Annotated in this window: 14 protein-coding genes; 9 read left to right on the forward strand and 5 right to left on the reverse strand. The window is 70.8% G+C overall.

From position 1 onward, the window contains the following. The first annotated feature begins 96 nt into the window (after positions 1-96). The 4 genes from ABZX61_RS55400 to yicI are packed head-to-tail and all read left to right on the forward strand — an operon-like array spanning position 97 to position 5,553. Entirely contained in the window at positions 97-1,449 is a 1,353-nt protein-coding gene (locus ABZX61_RS55400) for an extracellular solute-binding protein (RefSeq protein WP_355208640.1), read from the forward strand. 51 nt (positions 1,450-1,500) lie between these two features. Next, positions 1,501-2,427, forward strand: a complete 927-nt coding sequence (locus tag ABZX61_RS55405) for a sugar ABC transporter permease (RefSeq protein ID WP_355208643.1) — start codon at positions 1,501-1,503, stop codon at positions 2,425-2,427. Beyond that, positions 2,424-3,308, forward strand: coding sequence for a carbohydrate ABC transporter permease (locus ABZX61_RS55410; protein WP_355208646.1), 885 nt, complete (start codon positions 2,424-2,426; stop codon positions 3,306-3,308). The genes ABZX61_RS55405 and ABZX61_RS55410 overlap by 4 nt, the downstream gene beginning before the upstream one ends. 7 nt (positions 3,309-3,315) lie before the next feature. Further along, positions 3,316-5,553: an alpha-xylosidase gene (gene yicI, locus ABZX61_RS55415; RefSeq protein WP_355208649.1), complete on the forward strand. Its 2,238-nt coding sequence runs from the start codon at positions 3,316-3,318 to the stop codon at positions 5,551-5,553. Between the two features lie 8 nt (positions 5,554-5,561). Here the strand turns inward: yicI and ABZX61_RS55420 are convergent, their stop codons facing one another. Both ABZX61_RS55420 and ABZX61_RS55425 read right to left on the reverse strand, forming a co-directional pair. Continuing rightward, a complete protein-coding gene (locus ABZX61_RS55420; RefSeq protein ID WP_355208652.1) occupies positions 5,562-7,178 on the reverse strand; it encodes a CocE/NonD family hydrolase in 1,617 nt (538 codons plus the stop codon). Continuing rightward, a complete protein-coding gene (locus ABZX61_RS55425) occupies positions 7,175-7,753 on the reverse strand; it encodes a helix-turn-helix domain-containing protein (RefSeq protein ID WP_355208655.1) in 579 nt (192 codons plus the stop codon). The genes ABZX61_RS55420 and ABZX61_RS55425 overlap by 4 nt, the downstream gene beginning before the upstream one ends. A gap of 71 nt (positions 7,754-7,824) precedes the next feature. Between ABZX61_RS55425 and ABZX61_RS55430 the strand changes: the two genes are divergently transcribed. Then, on the forward strand, positions 7,825-9,351 hold the full coding sequence (locus ABZX61_RS55430) for a carboxylesterase family protein (RefSeq protein WP_355208658.1): 1,527 nt from the start codon (positions 7,825-7,827) through the stop codon (positions 9,349-9,351). Positions 9,352-9,384: 33 nt separating this feature from the next. Here the strand turns inward: ABZX61_RS55430 and ABZX61_RS55435 are convergent, their stop codons facing one another. Together ABZX61_RS55435 and ABZX61_RS55440 are read right to left on the reverse strand one after the other, a co-directional pair. After that, positions 9,385-12,981 carry a LamG-like jellyroll fold domain-containing protein gene (locus ABZX61_RS55435; RefSeq protein ID WP_355208661.1) on the reverse strand — a complete coding sequence of 1,199 codons (3,597 nt, stop codon included), beginning with the start codon at positions 12,979-12,981 and terminating at the stop codon, positions 9,385-9,387. A 138-nt stretch (positions 12,982-13,119) separates the two neighbouring features. Continuing rightward, the gene (locus ABZX61_RS55440) at positions 13,120-14,136 is read right to left on the reverse strand and encodes a LacI family DNA-binding transcriptional regulator (RefSeq protein ID WP_355208664.1); all 1,017 of its coding nucleotides are present in this window, start codon (positions 14,134-14,136) and stop codon (positions 13,120-13,122) included. 197 nt (positions 14,137-14,333) lie between these two features. Between ABZX61_RS55440 and ABZX61_RS55445 the strand changes: the two genes are divergently transcribed. The 4 genes from ABZX61_RS55445 to ABZX61_RS55460 are packed head-to-tail and all read left to right on the forward strand — an operon-like array spanning position 14,334 to position 19,046. Then, positions 14,334-15,602, forward strand: a complete 1,269-nt coding sequence (locus ABZX61_RS55445; protein ID WP_355208667.1) for an extracellular solute-binding protein — start codon at positions 14,334-14,336, stop codon at positions 15,600-15,602. Between the two features lie 29 nt (positions 15,603-15,631). Next, a complete protein-coding gene (locus tag ABZX61_RS55450) occupies positions 15,632-16,558 on the forward strand; it encodes a sugar ABC transporter permease (RefSeq protein WP_355208670.1) in 927 nt (308 codons plus the stop codon). Continuing rightward, positions 16,555-17,361 (forward strand): carbohydrate ABC transporter permease, encoded by an 807-nt coding sequence (locus ABZX61_RS55455; RefSeq protein ID WP_355208673.1) that lies wholly within the window; start codon positions 16,555-16,557, stop codon positions 17,359-17,361. Before ABZX61_RS55450 ends, ABZX61_RS55455 begins: the two co-directional genes overlap by 4 nt. Before the next feature lie 17 nt (positions 17,362-17,378). Next, entirely contained in the window at positions 17,379-19,046 is a 1,668-nt protein-coding gene (locus ABZX61_RS55460; RefSeq protein WP_355208676.1) for a hypothetical protein, read from the forward strand. A gap of 3 nt (positions 19,047-19,049) precedes the next feature. On the opposite strand, the gene ABZX61_RS55465 is transcribed toward ABZX61_RS55460, so the two are convergent. Then, positions 19,050-20,855: an RICIN domain-containing protein gene (locus ABZX61_RS55465; protein WP_355208679.1), complete on the reverse strand. Its 1,806-nt coding sequence runs from the start codon at positions 20,853-20,855 to the stop codon at positions 19,050-19,052. Between the last annotated feature and the right edge of the window lie 41 nt (positions 20,856-20,896).

Consider the following 20,896-nt stretch of genomic DNA (forward strand, 5'->3'; position numbering starts at 1 on the left):
GGCTTGACAGGATGACAACGTTAACATCAGGTTAGATCCCAACGCACGACCCGGCATTCCCGCCGAGGCGCACCACCCCTCGCCCAGGAGATCGTCATGACCCCACCGACCCCGCCCCGACGCCGCCGACCCCGGACGAAGCTCGGCGCCGCGGCGCTGGCGCTCGCCCTGGCGGCGTCGCTGGCCGCCTGCTCGTCCGCCGACACCCCCTCCCCGAACACGGCGGCGAGCGCGAGCGGGCCGGTCACGCTGCAGGTCTGGACCTGGAACTTGAAGGGCGGCGACCCGGAGGCCGAGGCGATCATCGCTAAGTACCACCAGGAGAACCCCAACGTCACGATCAAGCTGTCGGAGGTCGGCGGAACCTCCGACACCGCCTCCAAGCTGTTGGCCGCCGACAAGGCCGGCGACACCCCCGACGTCGTGCAGCTGGAGTACCGCGCCGTGCCGGCCATGGTGGTCTCCGGAGCCGTGAAGGACATCACCGCCGACGTGGCGTCCGCCAAGTCGGGCATCGACCCCAACATCTGGGCCCTGACCACCTTCAACAACCAGGTCTACGGCGTGCCCCAGGACATCGGGCCGATGGCGTTGACTTACCGCAAGGACCTGTTCGACAAGTACGGCGTCAAGGTCCCCACCACCTGGGCCGAGTACGCCAAGGCCGCCGAGCAGATCCACAAGAAGGACCCCGACGCCTACATCGCCAGCTTCGCCGCCAACCAGCTCGAGTTCTTCGCCGCCCAGGCCACCCAGGCCGGTGCCCAGTGGTGGAGCACCGACGGCAACGCCTGGAAGGTCGGCATCGACGGCGAGCCGTCCCTGAAGACCGCCGACTTCTGGGAGGACCTCGTGAAGCGGGACCTGGTGAAGGTCGAGCCGCTGCTCACGCCGGAGTGGAACGCCCAGGTCAACAAGGGCAAGATCCTGAGCTGGGCCGCCGCGGCCTGGGCACCCAGCGTCATCTACTCGGTGGCGCCCGACACCGCCGGCAAGTGGGAAACCGCGCCGCTGCCGCAGTGGACGCCCGGCAACCCCGCCGTCCCGTTCCTGGGCGGATCCGCCTACCTGGTGCCGGCCAAGTCGAAGCACGCCAAGGAGGCCGCGGCCTTCGCCGCCTGGCTCGGCGCCTCCGACGAGGGCTCCAAGCTGCAGCTCACGCTCGACATCTATCCCGGCGGGAACGCCGGGCGCCAGGCGACGCTGACCCACGAGCCGCCTAAGCTGATGCCGCAGCAGAAGGACTTCTACCAGGTCACCGACGAGGTGATCAAGAACACGACCATCCCGGTGACCTGGGGACCCAACGTGAACATCGCCCAGAGCGCCTTCGGTGACGCGCTCAACAAGGCGGCGCTCGACAAGACGTCCTTCCGCGCGGTGTACCAGGCCACGCAGCAGGCCGTCATCGCCGACCTGCAGAAGTCCGGCTACACCGTCACCAAGTAAGACGCCGAGGGCCCGGCCGGGCCCTCGGCTCGACCCCTTTCTGGACGTCTCATGACCGCCAGCTCCGCCGGGCGACGCCTGCGCGTCCGCGCCGTCGCCACCCCGTGGCTGTTCGCCACGCCCGCGATCGTCTTGTTCACCCTGTTCCTGATCGTCCCGATCGGTTACGCCGTCTACCTGAGCTTCCGCGGCTTCCGCATCGAAGGCGGGGGCGCGTTCGGGCGGCGGGTGGAAGCCTTCATCGGGTTCGACAACTACGCCGCCGCGCTCTCCGACCCCGAGTACGTCGCCGGGCTCGGCCGCGTCCTGCTCTACGGCGTCATCGCCATCCCCAGCGTGCTGGGCCTGGCCCTGCTGTTCGCGCTGCTGCTCGACACCCCCAGGGTGCGGGCGCGCGGCTTCACCCGTACCGCGATCTTCCTGCCGTACGCGGTGCCCGGCGTGATCGCCAGCCTCCTGTGGGGCTTCCTGTACCTGCCCAGCACCAGCCCCATCACCTACCTCGCCAGGCAGCTGAATGCCGGGCCGCTGGACTTCTTCGGCTTCCCCGCCCTGTACTTCTCGCTGGCCAACATCGCGCTGTGGTCCGGCGTCGGCTTCAACATGATCATCATCTTCACGTCGCTGCGCGCCATCCCCACCTCCGTCTACGAGGCGGCCCGCATCGACGGGGCGAGCGAGTGGCAGATCGCCTGGCGCATCAAGATCCCGCTGGTCGCCCCCGCGCTCGTGCTCACCGGCCTGTTCTCCGTGATCGGCACCCTGCAGCTCTACAGCGAGCCGGCCACGCTACGGCCGATGACAACCACGATTAGCTTCACCTGGGTGCCGCTGATGAAGATCTACCAGGAGGCGTTCACGAACGACAACCTCGGCGGGGCCGCCGCCGCCTCCGTGGTGCTGGCGGTGGGCATCCTGGTCATCTCGCTGCTGCTGCTGCGGTTCTTCCAGCGCCGGACCTTCGGAGACAACGCATGACCGCCGTATCCCGCACCGGTGACCGCCAGTTCCACCGCCGCCGCCCGGCGGCGGCGCGGCGGCCCCGCCTCCCGCTGATCGTGCTGCTGCTCGGCGCGCTGTACTGCCTGACCCCGGTGGCCTGGGTGGTCATCGCCGCCTCCAAGACGTCGCGCGAGCTGTTCACCACCTTCTCCTTCGCCCCCGGCACCGGCCTCCTCGAGAACCTGGCCAACCTCAGCGCCTACGGCGGCGGCCAGTTCTGGAAGTGGGGGCTCAACTCGCTGCTCTACGCCGGCGTCGGCGCGATGCTGTCGACGCTGGTGTCGGCCATGGCCGGCTACGCCCTGGCCAAGTTCCGCTTCCGCGGGCGCGAGGTCCTGTTCTCCGTGATCCTCGCCGGCGTGCTCGTGCCCGGCATCGTGCTGGCCGTCCCGCAGTATCTGCTGATGTCCGCCGTCGGCCTGGCCGGGACCCACTGGTCGGTGCTGCTGCCGGTCATCATCAACCCGTTCGGCATCTTCCTGTGCCGGGTCTTCGCCGCCGCCTCAGTGCCGGAGAGCACGCTGGAGGCGGCGCGCCTGGACGGCGCCGGGGAGACCCGGATCTTCGGCACCATCGTGTTGCCCATGATGGTGCAGGGGCTGGTCACGGTGTTCCTGCTGCAGTTCGTCGGCATCTGGAACAACTTCCTGCTGCCCTTCATCATGCTCTCCGACCAGGACAAATATCCGATCACCCTGGGCCTGTACACGTTCCTGGGCAAGGGCGCGGGCGATGGGGACCTTTACTCGCTGGTCATCATGGGCTCGGCTGTCTCCGTCATCCCGCTGATCGCCCTCGTTCTGGTGCTGCAGCGGTTCTGGCGCGCCGACCTGCTGGCCGGCGGATTGAAGGGATGACCCGCCGATGAAGTTCACCGACGGGCTCTGGCAGCTGCGCCCCGGCGTCACCGCGCTGTACGCGGCCGAGGCGTACGACATCGCCACCGAGGAGGGCGCGTTCACCGTGACCGCGCCCACCACCGTCATCCACCGCCGCGGCGACACCCTCAACCGGCCGGTCCTCTCGCTGAGGCTGTCGTCACCGCTGGCGAACGTCATCCGCGTCCGCATCGACCACCACACGAGCGACGGCCGCGGCTTCGACCTCGTCGGCGCAGAGGACGGCCACGGAATCGTCAAAACGGACGAATCGACGACCCTCACCAGTGGCGCGCTGAGCGCGACCATGGCACCCGGAGCCCCCTGGAACCTGTCGTTCCACGCGGACGGGCGCCCGCTGACCTCCAGCGGCCCCAAATCGATCGGCCACTTCCGGCTCGCCGGGGACGCGCAGGTCGATCCGGCGCCGGTCGGCGGCACCCGGGCCTCCGTCCACCTCGCCCAGCAGCTCGCGCTGGACGTGGGCGAGGTGGTCTACGGGCTGGGGGAGCGCTTCGGGCCGCTGGTCAAGAACGGCCAGACGGTGGAGATCTGGAACGCCGACGGCGGGACCTCCTCGGAGCAGGCCTACAAGAACGTGCCGTTCTACCTCACCAACCGCGGATACGGCGTCTTCGTGAACCACCCGGGGCACGTCTCGTACGAGATCGGGTCGGAGACGGTGCAACGCGTGCAGTTCTCGGTCGCGGGGGAGAGTCTCGAATACTTCGTGATCTACGGGCCCACCCCCAAGCAGATCCTGGAACGCTACACCGCGCTCACCGGCCGCCCCGCGCGCCTGCCCGCCTGGTCCTACGGCCTGTGGCTGTCGACCTCGTTCACCACCGACTACGACGAGCAGACGGTGACCTCGTTCATCGACGGCATGGCCGAGCGCGACCTGCCGCTGTCGGTCTTCCACTTCGACTGCTTCTGGATGCGCGAGTTCAACTGGTGCGACTTCCAGTGGGACCCGCGGGTCTTCCCCGACCCCGAGGGCATGCTGGCCCGCCTGCACACCAAGGACCTGCGCGTCTGCGTGTGGATCAATCCGTACATCGCCCAGCGCTCACCGCTGTTCGCCGAGGCCGCTGAGCGGGGCTTCCTCCTGAAGCGCCCGGACGGGTCGGTCTGGCAGTGGGACCTGTGGCAGGCCGGAATGGGACTCGTCGACTTCACCAACCCCGACGCGACCCGCTGGTTCCAGTCGAAGCTGCGCGCGCTGCAGGACCAGGGGGTCGACGCGTTCAAGACCGACTTCGGGGAGCGCATCCCGCTCGACGTCGCCTACTTCGACGGCTCCACCCCCGAACGCATGCACAACCTCTACACGCACCTCTACAACACGGCGGTGTTCGAGGTGCTCGAAGAGCGCCGGGGCCGGGGCGAGGCGGTGCTGTTCGCGCGGTCGGCGACCGCGGGCGGCCAGCGGCTGCCGGTGCACTGGGGCGGCGACTCGGGATCGACGTACGGGTCCATGGCGGAGAGCCTGCGCGGCGGCCTGTCACTCGCGTTCTCCGGGTTCTCCTTCTGGAGCCACGACATCGGCGGCTTCGAGGGCACTCCCGACCCCGGCGTGTTCAAGCGCTGGGTCGCCTTCGGGCTCATGTCCTCCCATTCGCGGCTGCACGGCTCCACCTCCTACCGCGTTCCGTGGGCCTTCGACGAGGAGGCCGTGGCGGTGACCCGGCTGTTCACGAAGCTCAAGCTGCGCCTGATGCCGTACCTGTTCCAGGCGGGCGTCCGGGCGCACGAGAGCGGGACACCCGTGATGCGGCCCATGGCGATGGAGTTCCCCGGCGACCGCAACGCCGCCCACCTCGACACCCAGTACATGTTCGGCCCGGACCTGCTCGTCGCGCCCGTCTTCACCTCTGACGGGACGGTGGAGCTCTACCTGCCCGACGGCACGTGGACGAACTACCTGACGGGGGAGCGCGTCGAGGGCGGGCGTTGGCGCACCGAGCGGCACGGCTTCACCTCGATGCCGATCTACGTGCGCGAAGGCGCCGTCCTGCCCGTCGGCGCCAGGGACGACCGGCCGGACTACGACTATCTCGACGGCCTGACCCTGCGCGTCTACCCGGGACCGGACGGCGAGACCACCCTCACCGTCACCGATCACGCCTCCGGCGAGCCCGCCCGGTTCACCGTCACCCGTTCCGGTGGCGAGGTGCGGGTCTCCTCCTCCCTCGCCTCCGGCTGGACGTACGAACTCGCCTGACGGCGCGGTCAGCGCACGGGGAGGAGCACCGCCGACGGGTGTTGCGGGTCGTGGAAGACCTGCTGGTCGGCGGTGCGGAGGGTGGTGGCGATGGCCCGGGGCTCGCCGGTGCCGGGGTTGCGGTTGTAGCGGGGGAAGGCGCCGCTGGAGACCTGGACGCGGATGCGGTGGCCGCGCTTGAAGCGGTACGCGGTCGGCCACAGGGTCACCGTGGCGGGGGTGATCTCGTCGGCGCCGGTGAGGCTGATCAGGCCGTCGCAGACGTTGGTGGAGCGGCCGTCGGCGTCGACGTCGCACAGCCGGACGAAGACGTCGGCGTGGGAGAGGCTGGAGCGGAAGAAGATCTCGGCGCTCACCTCGCCGACGACCTCGGCGTCCTCCTCCAGCACGGACGTCGTGTACGTGAGGACGTCGGGCCGCGCCTCGAGAGCGGCGTTGTCGACGCGGCCGGCCTTCTCGCCGAAGGCCATGCGGACGCCGCCGAGGGCCGGGGTGGGGTCGGCCGGGTCGTAGCGGTAGCCGTCGGGGGACGACTCCTCGGGCGTCTCGGTGGAGAGAGCGCCGCCAGGCTGGAGATGGAAGCGCCGGGGCTCGTATCCCGGCGGCGGCCAGGACGGGAAGTCGCGCCACTTCTCCTCGCCCATGACGAACAGGCGTACCGGGGCGCGCTCGGCCGGCTCCTCGCCCCGGGCCAGCGTCAGGCCGAAGTCGAGGGCCTCGGCGGCGGCCGTCTGCCCGACACCCATGGAGACGTGGGCCCAGGGGCCGACGGTGAGGCGGGCGAGGGGGTGTCCGGCGTCCTGCAGGGCCCGGTGGTCGCGGAGCTGGCCGGGCAGGAAGATGTCGTACCAGCCGCCGACGCTGCTCACCGGCACCTGGATGTCCGAGACCCGGTGCCGGTGGTCCAGGCCCTGCCAGAACGGGCTGCCGGCGTCGTGGGCGAGGATGTTCTGGAGGTAGTCGTCGTGGTGACCCAGGGCGGCGGTGTCGGCCTGGGCCAGCGGCAGCGTGCGCAGGGCACGCTGGACCTTCTTCGCCCGGAGCAGTTGGCGCGGCATCGCGAGCGGGCGTTCCTGGCCGGCGACCTGGACGCCCCAGACGAACGGGGTCTCCAGGGAGAAGGCGTCCCCGCGCAGGAAGTCCAGGGTGAGGGCCGATTCGGAGACCCCGGGGATCATGGCCTTGACCTGGGGCGGTAGGGCGTCGGCGACCGCCCACTGGACGAAGCCCAGGTAGCTGGAGCCGTACAGGATCATCGACTCGCCGAACCACGGCTGCCGGATCACCCAGTCGAGGGTGTCGAGGCCGTCCTCGCGCTCGCGGCGCAGCGGGTCGAAGGGGCCCTCGGAGCCGAAGGTCCCGCGGGTGCTCTGGATCAGCACCTGGAAGCCCCGTTCGGCCAGCGGGCGGGCCATCGGGTCCGAGGTCAGGCCGGCCCGGCCGTAGGGGGCGCGGATGAGCGCGGTCGGCAGGCCGTCGCCGCCGGACTTGGGCGCCCAGCGGTCGGCCAGCAGGACGGCTCCGTCGCGCATCGGCACGCGCAGGTCGCGCTCGATCGTCAGGTCCCTGGTGAGGGGCGGGGGCAGGCGCAGCATGCGCTGGACGAGATGGCTGTTCAGGTTCATCGCGGGCGACCTCCGGGGGTGCGGGCGAGGGTGGTCGAGAGGCGCAGCAGGCGGTCGGCCAGTTCGTCGGGGTCGAGGGGGTCGTCGGCGTCGATCAGCCAGTCGTTGACGATCGTGCCGGTCCCGCCCGAGATCAGCGCGGCCAGGTCCTGCGCCGTGGCGTCGTCGAGGTCGCCGAACACCTCGTGCAGGCCCGTCACGGTGATGAGCGAGCCGAACAGCCTGTTCAGGTCCCGGGTCATCGGGAACGCGCAGGATCCGGTGAGCATCGCGCGGTAGAAGGGCCGGTGCCGGGCGAAGTGCCGGGCCATCGCCAGCATGCGCGCGCGAGGCGGTGCGCCCTCGTCCCCGGCCTCGGGGAGGAGTTCCCGTTCGACCAGGTCGGTCGCGGCCGCAACGAGGAGCGCGTCGCGGTCCCCGAACTGCAGGTACACCAGCTGCCGGCTGACGTCCGCGGCATCGGAGAGCTCGCCGACGGGAAGGGCCGTGGTGCCGCGCTCGGAGACCAGGCGTACGGCGGCGGCCATGAGGGCGGCACGGGAGCGGCGCACTCGGCGGTCTTGTCGATCCTGCACGCCCGCAACTCTAGACATGTGTTAAAAAATGGACAATGGTTAAATCAGTCGATTTAGGCAAAGGAGCCGCCATGTCCGCAGCCGAGGAGCCCGAGGTCCGTACCGCCACCGGCGTGGTGCGCGGCCGCACGGAGGACGGCCTGGCCGTCTTCCGCGGCATCCCGTACGCCGAGCCCCCGATCGGCGCGGCCCGCTTCCAGGCGCCGCGGCGCGTGCGCGGCTGGGACGGCGTACGCGAGGCGTTCACCTTCGGCCCGCCCGCCCCGCAGGACGCGAGCATGGCCGGCCGCGGTGGCGGTGCCCTCTTCAAGGGCACGGGCGACGACTGGCTGACGGTCAACGTCTGGACGCCCGACCCCGACCCGGCGGCCCGCCGCCCGGTGATGGTGTGGATCCACGGCGGCGCCTACAAGCACGGCTTCTCCGGCAGCCCCGGCTACGACGCCCGGCACATCGCCCGCGACGGCGACGTGGTCTTCGTGTCGCTGAACTACCGCCTCGGCGTCGAGGGCTTCGCCCATATCGACGGCGCGCCCGCCAACCGGGCCCTGCTCGACCAGGTCGCCGCCCTGGAATGGGTGCGGGAGAACATCACGGCGTTCGGCGGCGACCCCGGCCAGGTGACCGTTCTCGGTGATTCGGCCGGCGCCGGGTCCATCGCCGCGCTGATGGTCATGCCGAGCGCGGCGGGCCTGTTCCGGCACGCCGTCGGGCAGAGCCTGCCGGGCACCTTCTTCTCCGACGCCCTGGCCCGGGACGTCGCGGCGGCGATCGCCGCCGAGGCGGGCCTGCGCCCGACGGCCGGGGACCTGTCGGGCGTGGATCCGCGGGAACTGCCGGCGATCGGGCATGCCCTGGAGTCGAAGATGCGGCACTACGAGGACCGCTGGGGCTCGTTCGCGCACACGCTCACCGCCTTCTCGCCCGTGGTCGACGGCGAGGTGCTGCCGGCCGCCCCCTGGCAGGCGCTGGCGGGCGGCGCGGGACGGGACGTGGAGCTGATCATCGGCCACACCCGCGACGAGTTCCGTACGTTCCTCCTCTTCTCCGGACAGCTCGGCAAGATCACCGAGGAGCAGGCGGGGGAGACGCTGCGCCGCTTCGGCCCCGGGGAGGACGGCGAGCGCGCCTACCGCGCGGCGTTCCCCGGCGCGTCCGCCGAGGAGCTCCACGAACTCGTGCAGACCGACTGGCTGTTCCGCATGCCGACGCTGCGCCTGGCCGAGGCGCAGGCGGCCGGGGGCGGCAGGGCCTACCTGTACGAGCTGGCCTGGCAGTCCCCGGGCAACGGCGGGGTGATGCGCGCCTGCCACGGGCTGGACGGACCGCTGCTGTTCGGCACCTACGACGCCCACCTGGGCCCGGCGGCCATCGGCCCCGAGCACACCGCCGAGGCCCGCGAGCTGACCGCCCAGATCCGCACGGCCTGGACGTCCTTCGCGACCTCGGGCGACCCGGGCTGGCCCGCGTACGACTCCGAACAGCGCCTGACCCGGATCTTCGACACGGTTCCGTCGGTCGCGGCGTACCCCGAGGAGACCTCGCGCCGCCTGTGGCAGGACCACGTCTTCGAGGCGCTTCCCCTGCTGACAGCCTGAGAGACCGGGCGTTCCCGCCCGGTCTCTCAGGGGTCACCTGGCGAGGGGCGTCAGTGCGATCCTGTCCACGATGGGGGCGTACTTCGATCGGAGCAGGATGTCGGGGAACGTCCCGGAGCTGTAGGAGTCGCCGTCGAAGTCCGGCAGTTCCTGCGAGGCGAAGGCGATCGTGTTGGCTCCCTTCGTGAGCTGGACCGGGATGGTCAGCTCCCAGAAGTTGCCGGCGTGGAAGGAGTGGGGGAACCAGGCGCGTCGCGGCTGGGCGCCGTTGACGGAGACGTCGGCGTGGCGGGCCAGCGGGTCGGGATTGTAGTGGGAGGCGGGAGACTGCTCGGGGTTGGAGTAGCGGACGGTCATGGCGTAGGCCCCGTTCCTGGGGGCGGTGACGTCGAAGGTGAGGGTGCTGGCGTTGCCGGGGGCGCCGCCGACGTCGGTGACGGCCTTGCCGCCGCCGGCCAGCGGGTAGGCGGCGACCTTGGCGGTGCCGGCGAGCCGGGCGGCCTCGGCCTCGTACCAGGTGGGCTTGAGAGTGCCGTCGGTGTTGGCGACGCGGAGGCGGTCGAGGCGGAGCGTGCCGGACTGGCCGGTGAGCGTGATCTTGTTGATGCCGCCGGACAGGAACGCCTTGACCTTGGTGTCGGCGTTGACGCCGGTGAGGCGCCGGCCGTTCACGTCGAGCCAGGCTCGGCCGCCGCCGAGGGTGTCGACGGCGAGGGTGGATTCGCCCTCGCCGGGGGAGTAGACCCAGAAGGTGGCGGTCTGGTCCTTGCCGATGGCGGCGTGGCCGGTCTTACGCGTGTAGCCGGCGCGGGCGCCCTTGAGGGTGGCGTACTCGGCCTCGTAGATCGTCTCGGCCGCCGCGGGGTTGGCGAGGGAGAGGTCGATCTTGTCGACGAGCGCGTCGCCCTTGGTGGCGCGGGTGCCGTCGAGGCTCCTGGCGGCCAGGGTGAGGACGTGCTCGCCCTTGGTCAGCCTGACCTCGGTGTCGGCGTGGTCCCAGACCAGCCAGCGGTAGCCGAGGGGCAGGTGCAGCTCCTGCTCGGCCGCGCCGTCGACCCGGAGGAAGACGTTGGTGGGGCCCTGCTCCCTGACGGCGTCGGCGGTGTTCATGGAGTTGGCGAAGACGGACAGGTCGTAGGTGCCGTCCCGCGGCACCGAGATCTTGAAGTCCAGGGTGAGGTCGGAGCCGGTGCGCAGGCCGCCGACGTCATGGCCGCCGGAGGTGTAGTACTGGCCGACGTTGGACGGCGAGCCCTGCGGGCCCTCGCGGCGGTAGGCGCTGCCGGTGTGGGCGGCGTCCTCGGCCTCGTACGTGGCCTGCCAGAGCCTGGTCGGCGCGGCGGGGGAGGAGGCGTCGCGGCCGGGGCTGAGGATGATCTGGTACGCCGACGACTCCTTGAGCCTGGGCAGCGCCTGGCCGAAGTCGAAGGCCACGGAGCCGCCCTCGACCCGCCGGTCGAGCTCGGCGAGGACCTCGGGCTGGGGCGAGTCGCCGAGCTGGCCGGTCCACGGGATCTCCTGGACCAGCGCGTGCACGGTGCCGCCGAACAGCGCGGTGTCCACGTTGTCGAACCGGATGCCGGCCTTGCCCGACGTGCCGCCGAACAGGACGCGGGCCTGCGCCTTGGCCCTGTCGAGGGTGGCGACACCCTGGAGGGTGTAGCTCACATCGGGGCGCGGCGGCGTGACCTTGACCGTGTCGCCGGTCATCTGGCCGTAGGCGTTGAGCAGCCACCACTGGCCGTTGCCGCGGCTCGCCTGCACGGCCGAGTCGGACAGGTTGCCGTCGATGTTCCAGTACGCGATGTCGGCGTCGACCTTCGACTCCTCGATGGCCGAGGCCCACTGGATCATCTGGCCGGGCACCGAGGTGTGGTAGTTGTGCGCGTACTCGTTGAGGTTGATCGGCAGCCGCTTGTCGCCGAGGATGGCGCGCTCCCAGCCGCGGTACCTGGCGACGTTCGTGCGGATGGCGGCCGGGTTGCTCAGCTCGTGCCAGGTGACGACCTCGGGGAGGGTGCCCGCCTGCGAGGTGTGCCGCAGGAAGTCCTGGACCCTGTCGTAGAGCACGCTGGTGTTGGGGCCGGCGATCCTGGCGTGCGGCATCTTGCCCTTGATCAGGGCGTGGACCTCGTCCCACGCCTTGAAGTAGGCACGGGGGTCGCTGAGCCAGCTCACCCGGTCGTAGCTCCACTCGCCCGTGCCGAACATGTTGCCCTCGGGCTCGTTGAACGGAACGAAGACGATGTTGTCCTGATATTTCGGGTCGAGCTTGAGGACCTGGTCGACCTGCTTGGCGATCTTGGCCTTGAAGTCGTTCAGCCTGGCCTCGGGGGTGCTGCCGGGCCACTGGTAGGGGAAGCCGCGGTAGATGTCGGTCATGTAGATGTACACGTCGCCGCCGGTGCTGTCGGCCAGCGGCTTGACCACTTCCAGGGCGTCGGCGCCCGGGTGTTGCGGGCCGTCCTGTGCCTTGGTCGAGACCGTGCGCAGGTTCATGCCTTCGAGGAGGTTGCGGGCCGGGACGCCGTCGCCGTAGACCCCGTACAGGGTGCCGGACGCGCCGCCGTGGAAGGCGCCGGTCTCGGCGCCGAGGTCGACGGTGAGGTTGTTGCCGATCACCTTGACCGTGGCCTGGACGGCGGTGCCGTGCGCGGTGCCCTTGACGGTGAACTGGCCGGGCTCGGCATACCGGGCCGGATCGACGGCCTCCCAGGTGATGGGGACGCCGCGGCGGATGCCGTCGGTGAAGTCGGCGCTCGCGGTCTTCGGCAGTTCCGGCGCGATCTCGGAGTACGTCGTGACCTCGAAGGAGGCCCGCTCGATCTTCGTGATCGTGGCCAGGTGGTCGCCGGCCAGGTCGGCGACCTGCCCGGCGTCCATGGCGGCGTCGTACACGCGGAAGTCGTCCAGTTCGCCGTCCAGGAACGGGTGACCGCCCCAGAACGGCCTGCCCAGGAAGCCGGAGGTGGTGTTGCCGTCGGCGTGCATCACCTTGGCCAGGTCGATCTCCGCCGTGGTGCTGCCGACGGCGGCGCCGTTGACGTAGTAGGTCAGGGTCTTGCCGTCGATCGTGGTGACGAGATTGACCCACTGCCCGGTCGGCAGTTTCTGCGTGCCGGGCACGCCCACCTCGGTGTTGCCGTTGACCGGCTTGATGGACGAGCGGGTGGTCGCGTCGCCGGCGAAGGAGGGGGTGACGAAGGTGGCGGTTCCGGCGTCCTTGCCGAGGTTGTAGACCCACTGGAAGTCAGGGCCGCCCGACCACTTCAGCCAGGTCGAGATCGTCATGGCGTGGCGGTCGCGGAACAGGCCGCCCGGGATCGTCACGTAGGGGGCGGTGGTGGAGCCGGTCGCCCCGCCGGGCAGGGACAACGCCCTGGTGCCGTCGGGGCCCTCGGCGGTGGTGGCAGCGCCGGGGTTGGCCAGGGTGCCGTCGAGGCCCGAGGGAGAACGGTCCGTGACGGTGCCGCCGGACAGGTCCCCTTCGAAGTCGTAGTGCAGGACGAGGTTCGGGGCCGCCGCCTGTGCGGCGCCGAGCGCCGGTAAGGCGGCCGCCGGGATCGCGGTCAGCGCGAGCGTGGCGGCGAGGACGGCGGTGCGTGCCCGCCGGGATGAGGGTTGAGCCATGCGTCTTTCCCGTTCGGGGAGTGGCGGGAATATGGTCGAATCGATTCGACTGGACCATAAGCGTCTCCCGGCACGGCGGTCAAGAGCCGGAAACGTGGATGACATGCCGCCGTCACGCGGACGGTGGCTCCGGACCGATCAGCCGCGCGGGCGGGCGGGGCCGGTGGTGCCGCGCAGCGAGATGGGCGGGGCCACCAGCAGGTGGCGCTGCGGGGTGCCGGGGTCGGCGACGCGCTGGATGAGCAGCTCGACGGCGCGGGCGCCCATCTCGTCGGCCGGGACGTCGGCGGCGGTGAGCGGCGGGTGCAGGTTCTCGGCCCAGTGCTGGGCCGCGACGCCGGCGATGGAGAAGTCGCCGGGCACGCTCAGGCCCGCTTCGGCCAGCCCCCGGTACATGCCGGACACCGCCGCCTCGTTGATGGTGGCGACGGCGGTCAGCCCCGGGTGCTCGGCGAGGAGCTGCTGCAGGCAGGCCTGCCCGGCCTGGGCGTCGTCGGCGCAGCAGACCCGCACGCCGCGCAGGCCGCGTTCGGCGATGGCGCGGTCGAAGCCGGCCTGCGCCCGGTGGCCGGGGCCGTAGCCGGCGGCGACCAGCTCGGCGTTGCGGTTGACCAGCGCCAGCCGCCGGTGGCCGAGGTCGGCCAGGTGGTGGACGCACTTGGCGATCAGCGTCTCGTAGTCGATGTCCACCCAGGACATGTCCTCCGGGTGCCGGGTGCGGCCGATGCCGACGAACGGCAGGCCGAGCTCCTGCAGCCGGGCGACCCGGTCGTCCTCCAGCCGGATCTCCATGAGGATGACGCCGTCCACGCGCCGGCCGGTGACGATGCGCTCGAAGGAGCGGTCGTGCTCGCCGCCGGAAGGCGACAGCAGGACGTCCAGGTCGGCGCGGGCGGCGGCGTCGACCACGCTGGCCACGAAGCCGAGCTGCATGTCGGTCAGCCGCTGGCTGGCCGGCGGGATGACCAGGCCGATCGTGCGGGTGCGGCCCTCCTTCAGCGCCCTGGCCGAGGCGTTGGGCCGGTAGCCCAGCTCGTCGATGACCGTCAGGATGCGGCGCTTGGTCTCCTCCGACACCGGGCGCTTGCCGGTGAGCGCGTACGAGACGGTGCTGCGCGACACGCCCGCCCGCTTGGCGATCTCTCCGATGTTCACCCGTGCTCCTCGTCCGATTCCGCCGGTCGGCGACCATCGTAGGTCGAACCGGTTCATGACGTGGCACTGCGTCGCGACGTCCCCGCCCATTGACGCCTACGGCGGAGCGGGCCTATCTTCGGTCGAACCGATTCGGCGAATCGATTCGACTTCGTTCCTGAACAACCTCGTCACGCGTGTCAGCGGAGGTCAGCTCAATGAGATCAGCGGCAAGGAGCCGGCGTGCGGCCGGCGCGAGTCTGGCGGTCCTGGCCGCCGTGGGCGGGCTGGTCGCCTGCTCGTCATCGTCCGACGGCGGCCCGGCGACCGCCGGTCAGGCCACCGGGGGCGGGACGTACACGATCTGGGACCCGTACCCGCAGTACGACAAGAGCTCGGAGTGGGTGAAGCTGCTGGACAAGTGCGGCACCGACGCCGGGGTCAAGGTCGAGCGCACCGGCTACGACACCAGCGACCTGACCAACAAGGCGCTGCTGGCGGCCCAGCAGGGCAACGCGCCGGACGTGCTGATCGTGGACAACCCGGTGGTCTCGACGCTGGCCGAGGCCGGCGTCCTGACGACCACCGAGCAGAACAAGCTCGACGTCTCCGCGATCGCGCCGAACCTGCTGGCCGCAGGTCAGAGCGGCGGCAAGACCTACGGTGTCCCGATCGGCGCCAACACCCTGGCCCTGTACTACAACAAGGACGTCCTGAAGAAGGCCGGGGTGGACATCGCCGCGGTGAAGGACTGGCCCTCGCTGACGGCGGCGCTGGAGAAGGTGAAGGCGGCCGGGAAGAAGGGCATCACCTTCTCGGCGATCGGCACAGAGGAGGGCAGCTTCCAGTTCCTGCCCTGGTTCTGGGGCTCCGGCGCCGCTCTCACCAAGCTCGACTCGCCCGAGGGCGTCTCGGCCGTGGCGCTGTGGAGCGACTGGCTGAAGAAGGGGTACGCCCCCAACTCGGTCATCAACAACACCCAGACGACGAGCTGGCAGGAGTTCGCCACCGGCGACTTCGCCTTCGCCGAGAACGGCACCTGGCAGCTCGCCAACGCCAAGAAGACCGGCTTCGAGTACGGCATCATCCCGGTCCCCGGCAAGGCGGGCGGCACCGCGCCCGCGCCCACCGGCGGCGAGTTCGTCAGCGTCCCGGTCCAGTCCGACACCGGCCGCTACGCCACCTCGCAGAAGCTCGTGACCTGCCTGACCAGCACCGACAACTCGCTCGCCACGACCACCACCCTGTCCTACGTCGCGCCCACCGACGCGGTGCAGGCCAAGCAGGTGGCGGCCGACCCCGAGCTGAAGGTGTGGGTGGACGCGGTCAAGGCGGCCAAGGGCCGCACCAGCGACGACCTGGGCACCAAGTACCCGAAGATCTCGGAGCCGATGTGGGGCGCGATGCAGGCGGCGCTGAGCGGGTCCAAGTCCCCGCAGGAGGCGATGACGGCGGCCCAGTCGGCCGCGGCGAGCGCGACCCAGTAGCCGGCATGAGCCGAGTCATACAGGAACCCGTGCGTTCCGCCCGGACGACGGCCCACGGTCACCGGGCGGCACGCGCGCGGTCGGGCCAGTGGGCGGCCTGGGCCTTCCTCGCCCCGGTCGTGCTCTACCTGCTGGCCTTCTACGCCTATCCGCTCTACCGCAACGCCGAGCTGAGCCTGCGTAATTACACGGTGCGCTCGTTCGTGCAGGGCGACGCCCCGTTCGCCGGGTTCGCCAACTACGCCAAGGTCTTCGCGGACGCGACCTTCGGGCCCGCGCTGTGGCACACGGTGGTGTTCACGCTGGTCTCGCTGGCCTTCCAGTTCGTCATCGGGCTCGCGCTGGCGCTGTTCTTCCTGAAGAACTTCCGGCTGTCCGCCACGCTCAGGGGGCTGTTCCTGGTGCCGTGGCTGCTGCCGCTGATCGTGTCGGCCTCGACGTGGTCGTGGATGCTCAACAGCGACTCCGGCGTGGTCAACGCCGTCCTGGACTGGTTCGGGATCGGGCCGGTCAACTGGCTGACCTCTCCGGACTGGTCGCTCTGGTCCGTCATCATCGCCAACATCTGGATCGGCATCCCGTTCAACCTCGTCGTCCTCTACTCCGGGCTGCAGGCGATCCCGCCGGCCATCTACGAGGCCGCCGCGCTGGACGGGGCGGGCGGGTGGCAGCGGTTCTGGAAGGTGACGTTCCCGCTGCTGCGGCCGGTGTCGGCGATCACGCTGCTGCTCGGCCTGGTCTACACGCTGAAGGTGTTCGACATCATCTGGATCATGACCAAGGGCGGGCCGAGCGGGGCCTCGACCACGTTCGCGACCTGGTCCTACCGGCTCGGGTTCGGCAACCTGGTGCCCGCCTTCGGACCCGGCGCCGCCGTGGGCAACCTGCTCATCCTGACGGCGCTGGTCTTCGGGCTGGTCTACATCCGCGCGCAGCGCAGGCAGGCCCTGGCATGAGGCGCCTCAAGACCGCGATCGGGCTGGTGCTGACCGCCGTGATGCTGTTCCCGGTCTACTGGATGATCAACGTGTCGTTCACCCGTGACCAGGACATGCGCAAGAGCCCGCCGAACTGGTTCCCGGTCGACGGCACGCTGGACGGCTACCGGACGGTGCTGGACCAGCAGCTGCCCTATCTGGGGGTGAGCCTGGTCGTCGGGCTGGGGACGGTGGCGCTGACCCTGCTGCTCGCGGCGCCGGCGGCGTACTCGCTGGCCAAGCTGCGCCCGCGCGGCGGCGGAGCGCTGAGCTTCGTGCTGCTCGTCGCGCAGATGATCCCCGGGATCATCATGGCGATGGGCTTCTACGCCGTCTTCCTGTCCACCGGCGTGCTCAACACCGTTCCCGGGCTGATCGTGGCCGACTCCACCCTCGCCGTGCCGTTCGCGGTGCTGATCCTGACCACGTTCATGTCCGGCATCCCCGAGGAACTGCTGCAGGCCGCCCGCACCGACGGCGCCGGGGTGGTGCGTACGTTCGTCTCGATCGTGCTGCCCGTCAGCCGCAACTCGCTCATCACGGTGTCGCTGTTCGCCTTCCTGTGGGCGTGGTCGGACTTCATCTTCGCCTCCACCCTCGACCAGGGCGGCGACCACCAGCCCATCACCCTCGGCATCTACCACTACATCGGCAACAACAACCAGGAGTGGAACGCCATCATGGCCACCGCCGTGATCGCCTCCGTCCCGGCCACGATCCTGCTCGTCGTCGCCCAGCGCTACGTCGCCGCCGGCGTCACCGCGGGCGCCGTCAAAGATTGAGAAGGGACCCTCGCTTCATGACCGTCGCCGCTTCAGGCCCGGTGTTCTCCCTGCGGGAAATCCCGTTCAGCTACCGCGGATCCTGGTTCGGCTTCTCGCCCGTGGTGGCGGAGAAGACCTACGCCGAGGATGTGCACCTGGTCTCGCACCAGACCGGCATGCACGCGATCCTGCGGCTGATCCCCACCGCCGAGGCCGCCGTCACCGCCACCCCGCACCAGCTCACCTGGAGCGGTGGCGGCGGCCGGATCGACCTCGCCTACGAGAGCGCCGACACCGTACGCGTGCGCGGCCGCGGCCTCGGGCTCCACCTGCTGGCCGCCGACCCGGTCCTGACGCCGTTCAGCGGCCCGTACTTCTACCGGGACCCCGTCGACGGATCGTACGTCTTCACCGTCTACCAGACCGGCCGCCGCTACCGGATCACCCTCCTCGGCGGGCAGGCCGAACACCTCGGCGCGCAGACGCTGGGCAGCGCCGAACGCGGTCTCGTCCTCGGCGGCGAATGGGAGATCGCCATCGAGGAGTACGAGACCGCCCGCGCCCCCTACCTGAGCGGTCACGCCTTCGAGCAGGTGGTGAAGGCCGCGCGGGCCGAGTTCGACGCGTTCGCCGCGGCGGTCGCGCCCTGGCGCGGCGATCGCACGCCCGCCGCCGAACTGGCCGCCTACGTGCTGTGGTCGGCCACCGTACGCCCCGCCGGGTTCGTCACCCGGCCCGCCGTGCTCATGTCCAAGCACTGGATGGACAAGGTCTGGAGCTGGGACCACTGCTTCAACGCCATCGCCCTCGGCGAAGGGTTGCCCGACCTGGCCTGGGACCAGTACCACCTGCCCTTCGACCACCAGGACGCCGCCGGCGCGCTGCCCGACTCCGTCACCCACTCCGAGATCCTCTACAACTTCGTCAAGCCCCCCATCCACGGCTGGGCCCTGCGCCACCTCCCGCTACCTCCCGACCCGGCCGAGACCTACCGGCTGCTGGAACGCTGGACCACGTTCTGGCTCGACGCCCGGCGCGCCCCGGGCCGGACGCTGCCGCACTACCAGCACGGCAACGACAGCGGCTGGGACAACGCCACCACCTTCGACCCCGAGCGCGTCGTCGAGACCGCCGACCTGGCCGCGTTCCTCGTGCTGCAGCTGCGCGAGCTGGCCCGCCTGGCCCCCGATCCGGGCACGTCCGCCCGGTGGAGTACGCAGGCCGACCGGATGCGCGACGCGCTCCTGGCCGAGCTGTGGGACGGCGAGAAGTTCGTCGCCCGGGGCGCGCTCTCGGGGCGTACCTGGTCCAGCTCCAGCCTGCTCGACCTCATGCCGATCGTGCTGGGGGAGGAGCTGCCGCACCCCGTCCGGGCGGCGCTGGCCGCCCGGATCGAGCGGCACCTGACCGCGTTCGGGCCCGCCACCGAGCTGCCCGGCTCGCCGCACTACCTGGACGACGGCTACTGGCGCGGCCCCATCTGGGCGCCCTCGACCGTACTGATCGAGGACGGGCTGCGCCGCGCCGGTTACCCGGACCTGGCCGACGAGATCAGCGCCCGCTTCCGCGCGCTGTGCGAGGCGTCGGGGTTCGCCGAGAACTTCGACGCCCGCACCGGCGAGGGACTGCGCGACCGCGCCTACACCTGGACGGCCAGTGCCTACCTCCACCTGGCCGCCGCCCACGAGAGGCGCAGGACGTGACGCTCAGCGGCCCCAGAGCCGCCAGGTCTGGTTGAGCGGGCTGGCCTGGCCGGCCGGGTTGCAGGTCCACTGGTGGACGGGAGCCCTGGGCGCGGTCGAGATGGTGCTGACGTCGACGCACTTGCCGCTGTGGCGGGCAACGAGCTGGTGGTCCCGGGGATCGTTGCCCGCGTAGGTGACCCTGCGCAAGGTGAACTGCTGGTTCTGCGCTCCGCCCGCGCACGTCCACTGGCGCACCGGCGCGCCGTCGGCCGTGGAGGACCCGCTCACGTCGAGGCACTTCCCGCTCTGCTGGTTGACCAGCGTGTAGGTGTTCGCCACGCCGGCGACCGGCCGGAAGTTCCACAGCTGCTGGTCGCCGCCTTCGCAGGAGAACTGCTGCTGCACGTTGCCGTCGGCCGTGCCGAGGTCGGTGTTGTCCAGGCACTGCTGGGAGTGCTGCGCGACGGCGACGGACTGGAAGCCGGCGTCCGACGGCGGCAGCAGGGTGACGGTGAACGTGTCGTCGGCGTTGGTGTGCGGCAGGTTCAGCGTGGCGGCGTTGCCGGACAGCGTCAGGACCGTGTCCTGAACGGTGATCGGCCCCTGGACGGCGCCGCCGCCGTTGAACGGGATGCGCTGGACGATCGCGCGGACCTGGTTGTTCTGCACGATGCCGCTGGTGGCGTCGAGCCGCCGGAGACCGACGGCGACGTTGCCGGTCGTCCCGCCGCCGCCCACGAGGACCTTGGCCGCGCCGGTCGTCCTGGTGGCGAAGGCGTCGTAGGACGTGCTCGGGGTCACCGAGACGATCTGGCCGGTCTGGGAGCCGTAGAAGCGGTAGACCCACCACTCGCCCTTGGGCAGGTGCTGCCCCGCGCTGTTGCGGACGAGCAGGCTCGCCAGATCGTTGTGCAGGTTGCCGGCACTGGCCCAGTTCGCGCGCAGCCCGTCGGCGCCCGCCCGCTCCAGGCGGGCGATGTACCACGCGCCGTCTCCCGGGTTCTGCTCGTTGGCCGCGGCGTACTCGTTGATCTGGTACGGCCGCGGATGCGGGATGCCGCGCCCGTCGAGCGTGGCGTTGGCGGCCGCCACGTTGGCCACCGGGTCGCCGGGGAGGGAGTGCCAGCTGACGATGTCGGGGACGACGTTGTTGGCGCGGACGAAGTCGAGGTAGGCGTTCCAGAACGGGTGCGTGGTGGAGGGCACGCAGGCGCAGCTGGGGCCGACGATCAGGTGGCCGGGGAACGCGGCGCGGATGCGCTGGTAGCTGCGGCGCCACAGCTCGAAGTACTGGGCCTGCGGGCGGTTCCAGAACAGGGAGATGTTGGGCTCGTTCCAGATGTCCCACTGCACGGTGATCCCGGCAGCCCGCACGTCGTTGATCAGGCGGGTGAGGAAGGCGTCGTAGTCGGACCAGTCGCCGTTGTCGCCCGGGAAGCGCGAGATCGGATACCCGTCGGCTCCCCACAGGTCGTGCGGGAGGATGATGAACTGGCCGCCGAGCGCGATCGTCCGGCGGGCCTGGGCCAGCGTCGCGTTCCACCTGCGGTCGTAGGCGCCCGATACCCAGCCGCCCGGCGAGCCGAGTTGCGCGCCGCCGGCCCGCATGTACCGGAACTTCACATCGCGGAAGAAGTGGTCCGCCGGTCCTGACGCGTTCTCCGTCATGCCGTAGATCCAGCCGGACGCGCGGTAGGCCGGTGCGCCGCCGGCCACGGAGAAGTCGACGCTGATGGATTCGTCCGCGGCCTGCGCCGGCGCCGGGACAGTCTGGAGGGTGACGGCGATGAGCATCGCGGCCAATGCGCGGCGTGGGGTGGTCTTCATCTTGGGTGGCTCCTTCGAGGGATGGGGGGAGGGCCACGAAG

The sequence above is a fragment of the Nonomuraea sp. NPDC003709 genome (assembly GCF_040610775.1).
Taxonomy (GTDB): domain Bacteria; phylum Actinomycetota; class Actinomycetes; order Streptosporangiales; family Streptosporangiaceae; genus Nonomuraea; species Nonomuraea angiospora_A.

What these genes read in the sequence shown, in the direction of transcription:
- ABZX61_RS55455 (WP_355208673.1), top strand. Translation starts at nt 16,555, where the DNA reads ATGAGGCGCCTCAAGACCGCGATCGGGCTGGTGCTGACCGCCGTGATG.
- ABZX61_RS55400 (WP_355208640.1), top strand. Translation starts at nt 97, where the DNA reads ATGACCCCACCGACCCCGCCCCGACGCCGCCGACCCCGGACGAAGCTC.
- ABZX61_RS55465 (WP_355208679.1), bottom strand. Translation starts at nt 20,855, where the DNA reads ATGAAGACCACCCCACGCCGCGCATTGGCCGCGATGCTCATCGCCGTC.
- ABZX61_RS55410 (WP_355208646.1), top strand. Translation starts at nt 2,424, where the DNA reads ATGACCGCCGTATCCCGCACCGGTGACCGCCAGTTCCACCGCCGCCGC.
- ABZX61_RS55420 (WP_355208652.1), bottom strand. Translation starts at nt 7,178, where the DNA reads ATGAACCTGAACAGCCATCTCGTCCAGCGCATGCTGCGCCTGCCCCCG.
- ABZX61_RS55460 (WP_355208676.1), top strand. Translation starts at nt 17,379, where the DNA reads ATGACCGTCGCCGCTTCAGGCCCGGTGTTCTCCCTGCGGGAAATCCCG.
- ABZX61_RS55445 (WP_355208667.1), top strand. Translation starts at nt 14,334, where the DNA reads ATGAGATCAGCGGCAAGGAGCCGGCGTGCGGCCGGCGCGAGTCTGGCG.
- ABZX61_RS55405 (WP_355208643.1), top strand. Translation starts at nt 1,501, where the DNA reads ATGACCGCCAGCTCCGCCGGGCGACGCCTGCGCGTCCGCGCCGTCGCC.
- yicI (WP_355208649.1), top strand. Translation starts at nt 3,316, where the DNA reads ATGAAGTTCACCGACGGGCTCTGGCAGCTGCGCCCCGGCGTCACCGCG.
- ABZX61_RS55435 (WP_355208661.1), bottom strand. Translation starts at nt 12,981, where the DNA reads ATGGCTCAACCCTCATCCCGGCGGGCACGCACCGCCGTCCTCGCCGCC.
- ABZX61_RS55430 (WP_355208658.1), top strand. Translation starts at nt 7,825, where the DNA reads ATGTCCGCAGCCGAGGAGCCCGAGGTCCGTACCGCCACCGGCGTGGTG.